This window comes from Pseudomonas sp. TE31087 (assembly GCF_057284075.1).
This window is the reverse complement of record NZ_JBXVNN010000001.1, coordinates 5,638,767-5,653,302: the sequence shown is the minus strand read 5'-3', so window position 1 is coordinate 5,653,302 and position 14,536 is coordinate 5,638,767. Positions and strand designations below refer to the sequence as shown.

Sequence of the window (14,536 nt, the reverse complement as noted above, 5' to 3'; positions counted from 1 at the left end):
GCCACCCGTGCGGATTGTCAGTGCCGGGTGCATAGGCTGGCCCGCCACGTTTTCGCGCCTACTCGTTCACGCGCACCGTGCGACCAGCTCATCCTGTGATCGGCCTTATCAATGTGAGCCAAACCAATGTTCAAGATCGTCCATCTGGTGACGGGCCTGGCGGCGTTGCTGCTATCGCTCATACCTAGCCTGAAAGCTGACGCAACACCCTTCCTGCAACAACCCGAGGCCGTCTACCTGGCGCTGCTCGGGCTCATCAACCTGGTCATCGCCCCGGTACTGCCGCAGTACTACAAAGGCCTGCGCCAGCAACTGCAACACGCCGCCAGCCTGCTGCTGGTGCTGGCCGTGGTGCTGCAGACCCTCACCCTGCTGGCCCGCCCGGAGCTGGGCAACCTGCCAGCCCTGGCCTGTGCTGTCCTGGCCTGCGCCCTGCACCTGATTGCCGGCTTCGTTCGCGGCACGCGAAAGGCCCGCTCCACCCAGGGCACCTCGCATGACGCAGGCAATCGCGATACCGGCACCGTGAAGTGGTTCAACACGTCCAAGGGCTTCGGCTTCATCTCCCGCGACTCCGGTGACGATATCTTCGTGCACTTTCGCGCCATCCGCGGCGAGGGCCACCGGGTTCTGGTCGAAGGCCAGCGCGTGGAGTTCTCGGTGATGCACCGCGACAAGGGCCTGCAGGCCGAAGACGTGGTCGCCGTCGCGCGCCGCTGACCCTTTGCCGCCGCCGTGCTCAATAATGAGGCGGCGGCGCTTCCTCTCCCCCGCCGCCCTGCTGGCCGGCCATCTCCTCGTAGCGCTTGATCAGCTCCGCCATCTGCAATTGCAAGCGTTCGATCGCCCGGCTCTGCTCGACAATCACATCATTGAGCGCCTGCAAGCTGTCATCCTGGAACGCCTGGCGGGTCTCCAGCTCGATCATGCGCATTTCCAGCTCCTGCGACATCCTCACGCCTCCTTGAAGCTTTCGCCCAGCAGCGCGCGCACTTGCTGGCGAATACCGTCGATCTGCTCCTGGGTGTAGCCGATGGCCGGCACCTTGCCCCACACCGGGGCAGGCCAGGCGGCATCGCCCTGGCGACGCACAATCACGTGCATGTGCAGCTGGCTGACCACGTTGCCCAGGGTCGCGACATTCATCTTGTCGGCGGCGAAGGCATCCTTCAGCGCTTCGACCAAGGCAGTCGTCTCGACCCATAGCTGCTGCTGGTCCGTGTCCTCGAGCTCGAACACTTCGCTGATATCGGCGCGACGTGGCACCAGGATGAACCAGGGGTAGTTGGCATCCTTGCTCAGCAGCAGGCGGCACAGCGGCAGGTCGCCCAGCACCAGGGAATCCTCCTGCAGACGCGAATCGAGGGTAAACACGGCAAACCTCCTTACAAGCGATTCAGCCCTTCCGAGCGGTCGGGCACAGGCGCGCAAGGATACTCCGCTTCGACCGCTGCCACACCCGTCGACGTCGACCCAGGGCATTTGTGGCACGCGAATGACAACATCAACGCCCCGCTTCGGTAACACTGCGCTACTTTTCGCACCAAAATGATGCCGCTCGTCAGGCCAGCGCCACACATCCTTCACATAAAACAGCCAGGATAAACAATCGACGGTAACACCTTGACTTGGAAGGCAGCTTCACACGCAAACGCAAGGGAGGATCGCACCCCACCGACATACCGGCCGCAGCCCGTGTTTGCGGAGGTTTCCCAGGTCTTTTCGAGGCAAATGTGAAAATTTCATCAAGCGTTCGTGATTTTGAGCACGCTTGTTGCATTCGCTTCACGCCAAGTCGGCACGACCCCTGCATCGCAGGGTGAACGCGACAAATAACAACAGCGGCATCGGATAAACCAGGGAGTTTCACAAGCCGTACTTTGTATTTATACAAATATGACGGTTTCGAGACAGCGCTGGAGTTGTACGCCCTTATATGACAGGCGTGATTTGCGACATGGAGACAACCAACAGCGACATGGCCATAAAGTTACCGAAAGGTTGTTTCTGCCCATATCGCCAAGAATAGTCCGCGTGATATACATTTTCGCCGACATAACAAGAAAGAGCCGGCCCCATAATTAAAATACCCGGGTGCGGCGGTACTCTTCCTAAAAACCAAAGGAGCAAATCACGATGCGCGTGATGAAGTGGAGCATGATCGCCCTGGCCGTAGCGGCAGGGACTTCGCAGCTGGCTGTCGCCTCTTCGCAGGATGAGTCCAAGGGCTTCCTTGAAGACAGCAAACTCAACGTCAAGACCCGGATGCTGTATTTCAGCCGTGACTTCCGCAACAACGACCGGGATGACGAGGGTAACCGTCAGAGCCGCGCCGAAGAGACCGGCCTGGGCTTTGTCGGTACCTACGAATCCGGCTTTACCCAGGGCACTGTGGGCGTAGGCTTCGACGCCGTCGGCATGCTTGGCCTGAAACTGGACAGCGGCAAAGGCCGCGCTGGCACCGGCCTGTTCCCCACCGCTCTCGACGGCCGCTCCCAGGACGACTACTCGAAGGCTGGCGCAGCAGCCAAGTTCCGTATCTCCGACACCGTGCTGAAGGTCGGCGATCAGTTCACCGCCTTGCCGGTGTTTGCTACCGATGACAGCCGCCTGCTGCCCGAAATTGCTCAAGGCGGCCTGATCACCAGCAATGAGATCAAAGGCCTCACCCTGCACGCCGGTCGCTTCACCAGCCTGACCGCTCAAGCAGAAACCAACCGTGACAGTTTCCGCCTCAAGGAAGCCGATGTCCTGGGCGGCACCTACGCCATCACCGATAGCCTGAGCACCAGCGTCTACTACTCGCACGTCGAGGATCACTTCCGTAAATGGTACGGCAACGTCAACTGGGCACTGCCGATCAGCGACAAGCAAGGACTGGTGTTTGACTTCAACATCTATGACACCAAGTCCATTGGCCAGAACCTGACTGGCGCCTGGGTCAAGAAGGCAGACGGCTCCAACAAACTTGACAACATTGCCGCCAGCCTTTCGGCCGCGTACAACATCGGCGCCCACACCTTCACCCTGGCCTTCCAGAAAGTCAGCGGCGACGGCGATTACGCCTATGGCGTAGACGGCGGCGGTACCGTGTTCCTGGCCAACTCCATCGCCCGTTCGGACTTCAACGCCGAAGACGAGAAATCCTGGCAGGCACGCTACGACCTGAACTTTGCCGAGTACGGCATCCCAGGCCTGACCTTCATGACCCGTTACGCCCGCGGTACCGACGCCAAGACCCGCACTACCGATAACGGCTCGGAATGGGAACGCGATATCGACGTTAAATACGTCCTGCAGGAAGGCCCGGCCAAAGACTTGAGCTTCCGCGTACGTCAAGCCACCTACCGCTCCGCAGATGGTGTCTACTACGGCTCCAGCTCGATCGACGAACTGCGCCTGATCGTCGAGTACCCGCTGAGCATCCTGTAAGCCCGCGCTTGCATCGCTCCGCGAATGAAGAAGCCCGGCAATCGCCGGGCTTTTTCCTGGCTGACAGAAAGGCCTGACTGCTGCATTCTGTACGCTTTCGTTTCGCCCCCGTACAATGCGGGGTCATTTCACATTCAGGCAATCGACACGGCCCACCATGCGCACCAGTCAATATTTGCTCGCCACCCAGAAAGAAACCCCGGCCGATGCAGTGGTCATCAGCCACCAGCTCATGCTGCGTGCCGGCATGATCCGCAAACTGGCCTCCGGCCTGTACACCTGGCTGCCGATGGGCCTGCGGGTGATGCGCAAGGTCGAAGCCGTGGTCCGCGAGGAAATGAACGCCGCCGGTGCCCTCGAAGTGCTGATGCCGAGCATCCAGCCGGCCGAACTGTGGCAGGAATCCGGCCGCTGGGAGCAGTACGGCCCCGAGCTGTTGCGCCTGAAAGACCGTCACCAGCGCGACTTCTGCGTCGGCCCGACCCATGAAGAGGTCATCACCGACCTGGCGCGCAACGAGCTGTCCAGCTACAAGCAGCTGCCGCTGAACATGTACCAGATCCAGACCAAGTTCCGTGACGAGATCCGTCCGCGCTTCGGCCTGATGCGCGGCCGCGAGTTCATCATGAAGGACGCCTACTCCTTCCATGCCGACCAGGCTTCCCTGCAGGAAACCTACGACCGCATGCACCTGGCGTACTCCAACATCTTCACCCGCCTGGGCCTGGACTTCCGTCCGGTGCAGGCCGACACCGGCTCCATCGGTGGCAGCTACTCCCATGAATTCCACGTGCTCGCCTCCTCCGGCGAGGACGACGTGATCTTCAGCGACAGCTCCGACTACGCCGCCAACATCGAGAAGGCCGAGGCCATCCCGCGTGAAACCGTGCGCCCGGCCCCGACCGAAGAGCTGCGCCTGGTCGACACCCCGAATGCCAAGACCATCGCCGAACTGGTGGAAAACTTCGGCCTGGCGATCGAGAAGACCGTCAAGACCCTGATCGTGCATGGCGCCGAGGAAGGCAAGCTGGTCGCCCTGATCGTCCGTGGCGACCACGAACTCAACGAGATCAAGGCCGCCAAGCTGGAGCAGGTCGCCGACCCGCTGGTGATGGCGTCCGACGCCGAGCTGCGCGCCGCCATCGGTGCCGGCGCAGGCTCCCTCGGCCCGCTGAACCTGCCGCTGGAGTGCATCATCGACCGCTCGGTCGCCCTGATGAGCGACTTCGGCATCGGCGCCAACATCGACGACAAGCACTACTTCGGTGTGAACTGGGAGCGCGACCTGCCGGTTCCACAAGTTGCCGACCTGCGCAACGTGGTCGAAGGCGACCCGAGCCCGGACGGCCAGGGCACCCTGGTAATCAAGCGCGGCATCGAAGTCGGCCATATCTTCCAGCTCGGCACCAAGTACAGCGAGGCGCTCAAGTGCCAGGTGCTGGGTGAGAACGGCAAGCCTGTCGTGCTGTCCATGGGCTGCTACGGCATCGGCGTGTCCCGCGTGGTCGCTGCCGCCATCGAGCAGAGCTATGACGAAAAAGGCATCATCTGGAACGACGCCCTGGCACCGTTCCAGATCGCTCTGGTACCGCTGCGCTACGAAACCGATGTGGTCCGCGAAGCCACCGACAAGCTGTATGCCGAACTGACCGCCGCCGGCTTCGAAGTGCTGCTGGACGACCGCGACAAGAAGACCAGCCCCGGCATCAAGTTTGCCGACATGGAGCTGATCGGCATCCCGCACCGCATCGTCGTCAGCGACCGCGGCCTGGCCGAAGGCAACCTGGAGTACAAGCACCGCACCGAATCGGAGGCTCAGGCACTGCCGCTCGCGGACGCGCTGTCCTTCCTGCAGGCCCAAATCCGCCGCTGATAACCCGTTACGCGAGTGATCATGTCCAAGCGAAGTACCTACACCCTGGGGGGCGCCGCACTGTGCGGCGCCCTGTTCCTCAGCGGCTGCGCCAACCAGATGTCCCAGCGCAGCGACCATGAGGAGCGCGTCGAGCGCAAGCTGCTCGAGCACAGCCTGCAGATCGACGTCGGCGAGCCGAAGGTGATGGAGCTTCCGCAACGGCGTGTGCGCATCCATGAACTCAAGCGCTTCGAGGTCACCGAGTTCGAGGTGACCCGCCGCTACGACCGCTACACCCCCTACCAACCCTGGCGGGAGATCTACGAGATCCCGCTTGGTGCGGTAGCGGTGGTGGCCGGTATCGGCGCCAACGTGGTCAACGTGTTCGCCCTGGGCAACCTGCCTGACAGCGTCACCCACGACTGGCTCAGCTATGGCGTGGCAGGCGTCAACCCGTTCATGAACGTGCCGTCCAACGGTCGCGCCCAGCAGAACCTGGCCGGTATCGACGAGGTCGAGAAGGGCAAGCGCGAGGAGTCCATCAGCCTGCCGTGGAACGAGCGCCTGGTTGAGGTCAAAGCCGGCAAGATGACCCACGAGCTGACCACCGACAAGAACGGTGTGCTGCGCCTGAACCTGCTCGACAGCCCGTTCTCCGAGCAGAACCTCAACCATATCGGCACCCTGCACCTGCAGGTGGCCGACGAGGAAAACCAGGTGCGCGGCGACGCCAGCCTGCTGGTCAGTGGCAACCTGCGTGGCAAGCTGCTCGAGGCTCACGAGCTGATCTTCGACGATCTCGAGGACGATGATGTCGGCCAGTGGGTGCATCGGGTCAAGCGCCTGTCGGAGCTGGGCCTGGAAGAAGAAGCCAGTGAACTGGAGCAGAGCCTGATCGAGCTGACCCGCAACGATCCGGAACTGCAGCAGGAATTCCTGCAGACCCTGACCAAGGCCACCGGGCGCCTGGTAGCCGATCCGGGCGTGCAGTAAACAGAAAAGGGGCTGCTTTGCAGCCCATCGCGGGGCGAGCCCGCTCCTACAGGTCCTGTGTTGGCTTTGTAGGAGCGGGCTTGCCCCGCGATGGGCCGCAAGGCGGCCCCTCTTCTATTTATCGTCGAACAACTCCAACTGCTCATGCGCCCCGCGCAGATCACGCAGCCTCACCCCCACCCCCAGCAACCGCACCGGCTTGCCACCTCGGGCAAACGCCTGGCTGAGCAACTGCCGATAACTCTCCAGATCCCTACCCGCCCCCGCCTGCTCCAGGGTGGTCTGGCTGAAGTCATGGAACTTGACCTTGACGAAGGGCTTGTCGGGCTTATAACTGCTGTCCATCCGCGCTATCCGCTCGTTCAGGCTGACCAGTAGCTCCGGCAGTTTTTCCAGGCAGCTGTTCAGATCAGGCAAGTCCTGGTCGTAAGTGTTCTCGACACTCACCGACTGCCGCCGGCTGTCGTTCTGTACCGCACGCTCGTCGATCCCCCGCGCCAGCCCCCACAGACGCTCGCCAAAGCTGCCGAACTCGCGAACCAGCGCCAGCCGCGACCAGTCGCGCAGCGACAGGCAGGTGTCGATCCCCAGGCGCGAGAGCTTGTCCGCCGTCACCTTGCCAACCCCGTGCAAGCGCGCCACCGGCAGGTGGGAAACAAACTCTTCCACCTGATCCGGAGTGATGACGAACAGCCCGTTGGGTTTACGCCAGTCACTGGCGATCTTGGCCAGGAACTTGTTCGGCGCCACCCCGGCGGACACCGTGATGTGCAGTTGCTGGGCCACCCGCCGACGAATGTCCTCGGCAATCCGCGTGGCGCTGCCGGCAAACCACTGGCTGTCACTGACATCCAGGTACGCTTCATCCAGGGACAACGGCTCGATCAACTCGGTGTAATCGCGAAAGATCGTGTGGATCTCCCGCGACGCCTCGCGATAGGCCTCGAAGCGCGGCTTGACGATCTCAAGGTCCGGGCACAATTTCATGGCATGTCCGGACGCCATCGCCGAACGCACGCCATAGGCACGCGCTTCATAGTTACAGGTGGCGATCACCCCGCGCTGCCCCGGCTGCCCACCCACCGCCATGGGGCGACCGACCAGGCGCGGGTCGTCACGCATCTCGATGGCGGCGTAGAAACAGTCACAATCAATATGGATGATCTTGCGCAGGGACATGGACGACAGCCACTACTGTAAATTCATACAGATAGTATCCCATGCCCCCACCACTAAACAGTCTTGTGCAGGACGATCGGCCTGAAAGCCCCGTCGCGACTGAGGCGCACCCCGATCTGAAGCGCTAAGGGTTTGAACAAAAAAGGTTTTTTTGAACTAAATACTTGACACCACGAAGGAAATCCGTAGAATTCGATCTCACAGGCGCGGGATGGAGCAGCCTGGTAGCTCGTCGGGCTCATAACCCGAAGGTCGTCGGTTCAAATCCGGCTCCCGCAACCAGATTAAAGAAAAGGCCACTGTTTCGACAGTGGCCTTTTTTATTGCCTTTAGATTCTCGATCAGTAAAAACTTTCGAAAAATCAAATAGTAACGCTTGACACTCAGTACGAAATCCGTAGAATTCGATCCCACAGGCGCGGGATGGAGCAGCCTGGTAGCTCGTCGGGCTCATAACCCGAAGGTCGTCGGTTCAAATCCGGCTCCCGCAACCAGATTCAAAAAAAGGCCACTGTTTCGACAGTGGCCTTTTTTATTGCCTGCTGTTCAGCCAAATGGTTACGAAATCATCATAAACACTTGACAACGTACGGTGAATCCGTAGAATGCGCCCCTCTGACGCGGGATGGAGCAGCCTGGTAGCTCGTCGGGCTCATAACCCGAAGGTCGTCGGTTCAAATCCGGCTCCCGCAACCATATTCGTCAGAACAAGCCCCGCCTATCGCAAGATAGTGCGGGGTTTGTTGCATTCCGGCCCCGTAAAAGCCAATTGCCCCTTCCCCGCTACCTGCCTCCCTTGCCGCGCCCCTGCGGCTGAATGAACTATCTTTAACTATCCTGAAACAGATTAAGCCGTCGGCCCGGAGTAATATTCGGATACGTTTTTCCAAAGGGACTTTCACTTGGCCGTACCTTGCCTGCACCTCGCGCTGACCGCACGAGGCACCCCATGACCGCCCCCACTCCCGAAACCCAGGCACCGCTGACGGCGGCCCTGCCCACGGCTGCCCAGCGCCTGCCCTGGCTGGAGCGCCTGAGCAAGTACCGCCAACCACTGGGGCTGGCAGTGACCCTGGTGCTGTTCGCCATGGGCCTGATCGCCTGTCGCCACCTGCTGAGCGAACTGGACATCTATGCCCTGCACGAGGCCATGCTCAGCGTCCCGGCCAATGCACTGCTCGGCGCGGTCCTGGCCACCGTGGTCGGTTTCGTGATCCTGCTGGGCTATGAGTGGTCCGCCAGTCGCTACGCGGCCGTGCAACTGCCGCCCCGCACCCTGGTGCTGGGCGGCTTCAGCGCCTTCGCCATCGGCAACGCCATTGGCCTGTCGATGCTGTCGGGCGGGTCGGTCCGTTATCGCCTCTATGCGCGCCAGGGTCTGGGCGCCGCGGAAGTCGCGCGCATGACCGTGTTCGCCAGCCTCTCGCTGGGCTGCGCGCTCCCGCCCCTGGCGGCACTGGCCACGTTGAGCGACCTGCCTGCGGCGGCGACCGCGCTGCGCTTGCCCGCTCCGCTGCTGGGCGGTATCGCGATCGCCGTGCTGGTCGCCGCCGCCGCCCTGGTGATGGGCCTGTATCGCCGGCGTCTGTCTGAACAACCGTCGGCCGACAACCTGCTGGTGCAGTTCGGCCGACGCACCCTGCGCCTGCCGGGCGCCCGACTGACCGCGCTGCAACTGCTGATCACCGCGCTGGATGTCGCCGCCGCCGCCACCGTGCTCTACCTGCTGCTGCCAGAAGCGCCGCCGTTCGGCGCCTTCGTGCTGGTCTACCTGCTCGCCCTCGCCGCCGGCGTGCTCAGCCATGTGCCGGGCGGCGTCGGCGTGTTCGAGGCGATCCTGCTGGCAGCCTTCGCCAACCAGCTGGGTGCCGCGCCACTGGCGGCCGCACTGTTGCTGTACCGGCTGATCTATGTGGTCTTGCCGTTGCTGGTGGCCTGTGTGCTGCTGCTGGCCAACGAGGCCCGTCGCCTGATGGTCACCCAACAGGCGATCCGCGCCGCCTCGGGGCTGGCCGCGCCGGTGCTGGCGATCCTGGTGTTCCTCTCCGGCGTGGTGCTGCTGTTCTCCGGCGCCACCCCGGAAATCGACAGCCGCCTGGAACACATGGGCTTCCTGATTCCGCACCGCCTGATCGATGCCTCGCACTTCGGCGCCAGCCTGATCGGCGTGCTCTGCCTGCTGCTCGCCCAGGGTCTGCGTCGGCGCCTGTCGGCCGCCTGGCTGCTGACCACGGTGTTGCTGCTGGTGGGCGCGGTGCTGTCGCTGCTCAAGGGCTTCGACTGGGAAGAAGCCAGCCTGATGTGCTTCACCGCTGCCCTGCTCGCCCTGTTCCGCCGCTCGTTCTACCGCCCCAGCCGCCTGCTGGAGCTGCCGTTCTCGCCGGTGTACCTGGTGGCCAGCGCCTGCGTGGTCGGCGCCTCGGTGTGGTTGCTGTTGTTCGCCTACCAGGACGTGCCCTATACCCACAAGCTGTGGTGGCAGTTCACCCTCGACGCCGACGCGCCGCGCGGCCTGCGTGCCGCCCTCGGCAGCGCCGTGCTGTTGGTGATCGTCGCCCTGACCTGGCTACTGCGCACCGCCCGCCCGGTCATCCACCTGCCGACCAAGGACGAGTTGCAACGCGCCAACCGCATCCTGCTGGCCTCCGACCAGCCCGATGGCGGCCTGGCCCTGACCGGCGACAAGGCGCTGCTGTTCCACCCCAACGACAACGCCTTCCTCATGTATGCCCGCCGCGGTCGTAGTCTGGTGGCCCTGTACGATCCGATCGGCCCGGCCCAGGAGCGTGCCGAGATGATCTGGCAGTTCCGCGACCTGTGCGACCTGCACCATGCGCGCCCGGTGTTCTACCAGGTACGGGCGGAAAACCTGCCGTTCTACATGGACATCGGCCTGACCGCGATCAAGCTCGGCGAAGAGGCCCGGGTCGACCTGCGGCGCTTCGACATCGAGGCCAAGGGCAAGGAGATGAAGGACCTGCGCTACACCTGGAACCGAGGCGCACGCGACGGCCTGAGCCTGGAGATCCATGAACCCGGCCAGGCGCCACTGGCCGAGCTCAAGGAAATCTCCGACGCCTGGCTCGGCGGCAAGAACGTGCGCGAGAAAGGCTTCTCCCTTGGCCGCTTCAGCCCCGAATACCTGCAGCATTTCCGCATCGCGCTGATCCGCTTCCAGGGCCGTCCGGTGGCCTTCGCCAACCTGCTGGAAACCCACAGCAACGAGTTGGCCAGTCTCGACCTGATGCGCGCGCACCCGGAGGCGCCGAAACTGACCATGGAATTCATGATGGTCGGCCTGATCCTGCACTACAAGAGCCATGACTATGGCCGTTTCAGCCTGGGGATGGTACCCCTCTCCGGGCTGCAGCCGCGCCGTGGCGCCCCCTTGACCCAGCGCCTGGGCTCGATGGTGTTCCAGCGCGGCGAGCAACTCTACAACTTCCAGGGCCTGCGGCGCTTCAAGGACAAGTTCCAGCCGGACTGGGAACCCCGCTACATGGCCGTGCCGGCCGGGCTCGACCCGCTGGTGGCACTGGCTGACACCGCTGCCCTGATCGCTGGCGGCCTGACTGGATTGGTGAAACGTTGATGATCCGACGCTATTGGCTGTACGTACTGATTCCCCTGCTGCTGGCCGTGCTGGCCGGCGGCGCGGCCTTCTGGCTGTGGACCCGGCCGGCGCCCGAGGCGCGCCTGGAGCACCTCACCCTCGACGACGGCAGCCCCCTGACCCGCGCCACCCCCGGCGTGCATGCCAAGGCCCGGGTGGCCATCGGCGTGCCCCAGGACCAGGCCCTGACCGACAAGCAATTGCTCGACCTGAGCCAGGCCGGCGAAGCCCAATTGGTGCAGGTGATCCTGCCGCCCGCCGACTGCGCCAAGCAGCAGGCGGCAATGGACCAGGCCCTCACCCGCCTGGCCGACAAGCCGTCCCTGGTCGCCGGCATCGGCCCGGGCGCAGCCCAGGCCTGGCGCTGGCTGGCCGCGCAGGGCGACGACAAGGCCCGGGCGATCTCGGTGGACTTCACCCTCGAGCAACCCGGCTGCCAGGCCGCCCTGCCCAAGTCCGCCGCCCACGGCCACTGGAACGTGGCCTGGAACGACAACCCGGATGACGCCAGCGCCGCCTTCGTGCGCGACCAGGCCAACGCCGAGACCAGCATCGCCGACTACGACATCCACCTGCCCCAGGTGCTCAAGGCCCAGCTGACCCAGGCCCTGGTCGGCCACGACGGCAACGCCCTGGCGATTCCGGTGGTGGAAGTTCCGGCTGGGCAGACCACCGACACCGTGACCCTGTTCCTTTCCGGCGACGGTGGCTGGCGCGACCTGGACCGCGACGTGGCCGGCGAGATGGCCAAACTCGGCTACCCGGTGGTGGGTATCGACACCCTGCGCTACTACTGGCAGCACAAGACTCCGGAACAGAGCGCCGCCGACCTCTCTGAACTGATGCAGCACTACCGCCAGAAATGGGGCACCAAGCGCTTCGTGCTGACCGGTTACTCGTTCGGCGCCGACGTGCTGCCGGCCATCTACAACCGCCTCTCCGAGGAAGACCAGAAGCGCATCGACGCGGTGATCCTGCTGGCCTTCGCCCGCAGCGGCAGCTTCGAGATCGAGGTCGAGGGCTGGTTGGGCAAGGAAGGTCAGGAGGCGCCGACCGGGCCGGAGATGGCCAGGCTGCCGGCAGCGAAGGTGGTGTGCATCTACGGTGTGGAAGAGACCGACGAAAGCGGCTGCACCGACAAGACCGCCGTGGGCGAGCGCATGAAGCTGCCGGGCGGCCATCACTTCGACGAGAACTACCCGGCGCTGGCCAAGCGCCTGATCGGCGAGATCGAGACCCGCCAGGGAAAGGCCAACGTCGCTGAGAAATGATGGGGAAAGGGGCCGCTTTGCGGCCCATCGCGGGGCAAGCCCGCTCCTACAGGCGACCTCATCCCTCTGTAGGAGCGGCCTTGTGTCGCGAAAGGGCTGCAAAGCAGCCCCGGCAATCTTGAATTGGAACGCTCATACCCCAAAAACGCAAAAACCTTGACTGGGCCGGCCCTCAGATCTCGACCTGCGTCCCCAACTCGATCACCCGATTGAGCGGCAGGTTGAAGAATCGCAGGTTGCCGTTGGCATTCTTCAGCAGGAACGCGAACAGGTTCCCGCGCCAGCGCGACATGCCTTCAAGGCGCGAGGCGATCACCGTTTCCCGGCTGAGGAAGTAGGTGGTGCGCATCGGGCTGAAGTCCAGTTCGTCCAGGTGGCACAGCTTCAGCGCCGCCGGCACGTCCGGCTCGTCCATGAAGCCGAAGTGCAGCAGCACCCGGAAGAACCCGTCGCCATAGGCCTCCACCTCGAACCGCTCCTGCTCCGGCACCCGTGGCCGGTCTTCGCTGACCACCGTCAGCAGCACCACCTGGCTGTGCAACACCTGGTTGTGCAGCATGTTGTGCAGCAGCGCATGGGGCACGGCATCAGGCCGGGCGGTGAGGAACACCGCGGTGCCCTCGACCCGGTGCGGCGGCTGCACGCGGATGCTGCCGATGAACACCGGCAACGGCAATCCGCCCTCGTCGATGCGCTCGACCAGGATCTGCTTGCCGCGCTTCCAGGTGCTCATCAGCACGAACAGCACGATCCCCGCCAACACCGGGAAGGCACCGCCCTGGACGATCTTCGGCACGTTGGCGGCGAAGAACAGCCCGTCGACGAACAGGAAGCCCACCAGCAGCGGTACCGCCAGCACCGGTGGCCACTTCCACAGCAGCAGCATGACCGCCGAGACCAGGATGGTGGTCATCAGCATGGTACCGGTCACCGCCACGCCATAGGCTGCGGCCAGGGCGCCGGACGACTCGAAGCCGATCACCAGCAGCACCACGCCGACCATCAGCGTCCAGTTCACCGCGCCGATGTAGATCTGCCCCTGCTCGTCGCTGGAGGTGTGCTGGATCTGCATGCGCGGCACGTAGCCCAGCTGGATGGCCTGGCGGGTCAGGGAGAAGGCCCCCGAGATCACCGCCTGGGAAGCGATCACCGTGGCCATGGTGGCCAGCCCGACCAGCGGCAGCAGCGCCCAGCTCGGCGCCAGCAGGTAGAACGGGTTGCGCGCCGCCTCGGGATTCTGCAGCAGCATCGCACCCTGGCCGAAGTAGTTGAGTACCAGCGCCGGCAACACCAGGGCAAACCAGGCGCGGGCGATCGGCTTGCGGCCGAAGTGGCCCATGTCGGCGTACAGCGCCTCGGCGCCGGTCAGGGCCAGTACCACGGCGCCGAGAATGGCCACGCCCATGCCTGGGTGAACGATAAAGAAGTTCAGCGCCCAGCCCGGATTGAACGCCTTGAGCACTTCCGGGCTCTGCGAGATGCCATGCACCCCGAGCGCCGCCAGGGCCAGGAACCAGGCGACCATGATCGGGCCGAATGCCTTGCCGATCTTCTCCGTGCCGTGCTTCTGCACCAGGAACAGCGCCACCAGCACCACCAGCGAAATCGGCACCACCCAATGGTCGATGCCCTCGAACGCCAGGCCCATGCCCTCCACCGCCGACAACACCGACACCGCCGGGGTGATCATGCTGTCGCCGTAGAACAGCGAAGCGCCGACCAGGCCACAGCCGACCATCAGCATGCGCAGCCGCGGGTACTGCGCCGTGGCCCGCCGCGCCAGCGCGGTCAGGGCCATGGTGCCGCCCTCGCCCTGGTTGTCGGCGCGCAGGATGAACATCACGTACTTGAACGACACCACCCACAACAGCGACCAGAGGATCAACGACAGGATGCCCAGCACCCCGTCATGGTTGACCTGTACGCCATAACCACCGGTAAAGACCTCTTTGAGGGTGTACAGCGGGCTGGTGCCGATATCGCCATAGACCACCCCCACGGCGGCCACCAACAGGCCCAGCGGCCGTGCCGCGCCCTGCCCGCCTTCGGCGTGACTGCTTGCCTGAACCATCGACCACTCCCGCAGACGGCCATCTAGACCGGTTGAATTCCTACCCGCGCCGGGCCATCCCGGAAGCCCCGGCGCAACGGCGCGAAGCATAGCGCAGCGTTCGTCGTATTTCTGCTGGTAAA

Annotated in this window: 10 protein-coding genes and 3 tRNA genes; 9 read left to right on the top strand and 4 right to left on the bottom strand. The window is 63.9% G+C overall.

Features of this window, described 5'->3' with window-relative positions; all coding sequences use genetic code 11:
• Positions 1 to 126: 126 nt before the first annotated feature.
• On the top strand, positions 127 to 720 hold the full coding sequence (locus tag ACZ899_RS25640; protein ID WP_326491840.1) for a cold shock domain-containing protein: 594 nt from the start codon (positions 127 to 129) through the stop codon (positions 718 to 720).
• A gap of 19 nt (positions 721 to 739) precedes the next feature.
• On the opposite strand, the gene ACZ899_RS25635 is transcribed toward ACZ899_RS25640, so the two are convergent.
• Positions 740 to 952, bottom strand: a complete 213-nt coding sequence (locus ACZ899_RS25635; protein ID WP_232857160.1) for a SlyX family protein — start codon at positions 950 to 952, stop codon at positions 740 to 742.
• A gap of 2 nt (positions 953 to 954) precedes the next feature.
• Positions 955 to 1,374: an HIT family protein gene (locus ACZ899_RS25630; protein WP_234560212.1), complete on the bottom strand. Its 420-nt coding sequence runs from the start codon at positions 1,372 to 1,374 to the stop codon at positions 955 to 957.
• A gap of 762 nt (positions 1,375 to 2,136) precedes the next feature.
• On the opposite strand from ACZ899_RS25630, the gene ACZ899_RS25625 reads away from it, so the two are divergent.
• The 3 genes from ACZ899_RS25625 to ACZ899_RS25615 all read left to right on the top strand — a co-directional run bounded on the left by ACZ899_RS25625 (position 2,137) and on the right by ACZ899_RS25615 (position 6,280).
• The gene (locus ACZ899_RS25625; protein WP_232857158.1) at positions 2,137 to 3,432 is read left to right on the top strand and encodes an OprD family porin; all 1,296 of its coding nucleotides are present in this window, start codon (positions 2,137 to 2,139) and stop codon (positions 3,430 to 3,432) included.
• 157 nt (positions 3,433 to 3,589) lie between these two features.
• Positions 3,590 to 5,305, top strand: coding sequence for a proline--tRNA ligase (locus tag ACZ899_RS25620; protein WP_203651240.1), 1,716 nt, complete (start codon positions 3,590 to 3,592; stop codon positions 5,303 to 5,305).
• A 21-nt stretch (positions 5,306 to 5,326) separates the two neighbouring features.
• Positions 5,327 to 6,280 (top strand): hypothetical protein, encoded by a 954-nt coding sequence (locus tag ACZ899_RS25615; protein WP_203651239.1) that lies wholly within the window; start codon positions 5,327 to 5,329, stop codon positions 6,278 to 6,280.
• A 114-nt stretch (positions 6,281 to 6,394) separates the two neighbouring features.
• Here ACZ899_RS25615 and dinB read toward each other — a convergent pair whose 3' ends face one another.
• Entirely contained in the window at positions 6,395 to 7,453 is a 1,059-nt protein-coding gene (gene dinB, locus ACZ899_RS25610; protein ID WP_234560286.1) for a DNA polymerase IV, read from the bottom strand.
• A gap of 211 nt (positions 7,454 to 7,664) precedes the next feature.
• Here dinB and ACZ899_RS25605 point away from each other — a divergent pair.
• From ACZ899_RS25605 to ACZ899_RS25585, 5 genes are all read left to right on the top strand, one after another.
• Positions 7,665 to 7,741, top strand: a tRNA-Met gene (locus tag ACZ899_RS25605).
• A gap of 135 nt (positions 7,742 to 7,876) precedes the next feature.
• Positions 7,877 to 7,953, top strand: a tRNA-Met gene (locus ACZ899_RS25600).
• Between the two features lie 125 nt (positions 7,954 to 8,078).
• Positions 8,079 to 8,155 (top strand) — tRNA-Met (locus ACZ899_RS25595).
• Between the two features lie 253 nt (positions 8,156 to 8,408).
• Positions 8,409 to 11,051 carry a bifunctional lysylphosphatidylglycerol flippase/synthetase MprF gene (mprF, locus tag ACZ899_RS25590; RefSeq protein ID WP_234560211.1) on the top strand — a complete coding sequence of 881 codons (2,643 nt, stop codon included), beginning with the start codon at positions 8,409 to 8,411 and terminating at the stop codon, positions 11,049 to 11,051.
• Positions 11,051 to 12,343: a virulence factor family protein gene (locus ACZ899_RS25585; protein ID WP_234560210.1), complete on the top strand. Its 1,293-nt coding sequence runs from the start codon at positions 11,051 to 11,053 to the stop codon at positions 12,341 to 12,343. The genes mprF and ACZ899_RS25585 overlap by 1 nt, the downstream gene beginning before the upstream one ends.
• A 172-nt stretch (positions 12,344 to 12,515) precedes the next feature.
• Here ACZ899_RS25585 and ACZ899_RS25580 read toward each other — a convergent pair whose 3' ends face one another.
• Complete coding sequence (locus tag ACZ899_RS25580) at positions 12,516 to 14,414, bottom strand: potassium transporter Kup (RefSeq protein ID WP_234560208.1); 1,899 nt, start codon at positions 14,412 to 14,414, stop codon at positions 12,516 to 12,518.
• Positions 14,415 to 14,536 lie beyond the last annotated feature (122 nt).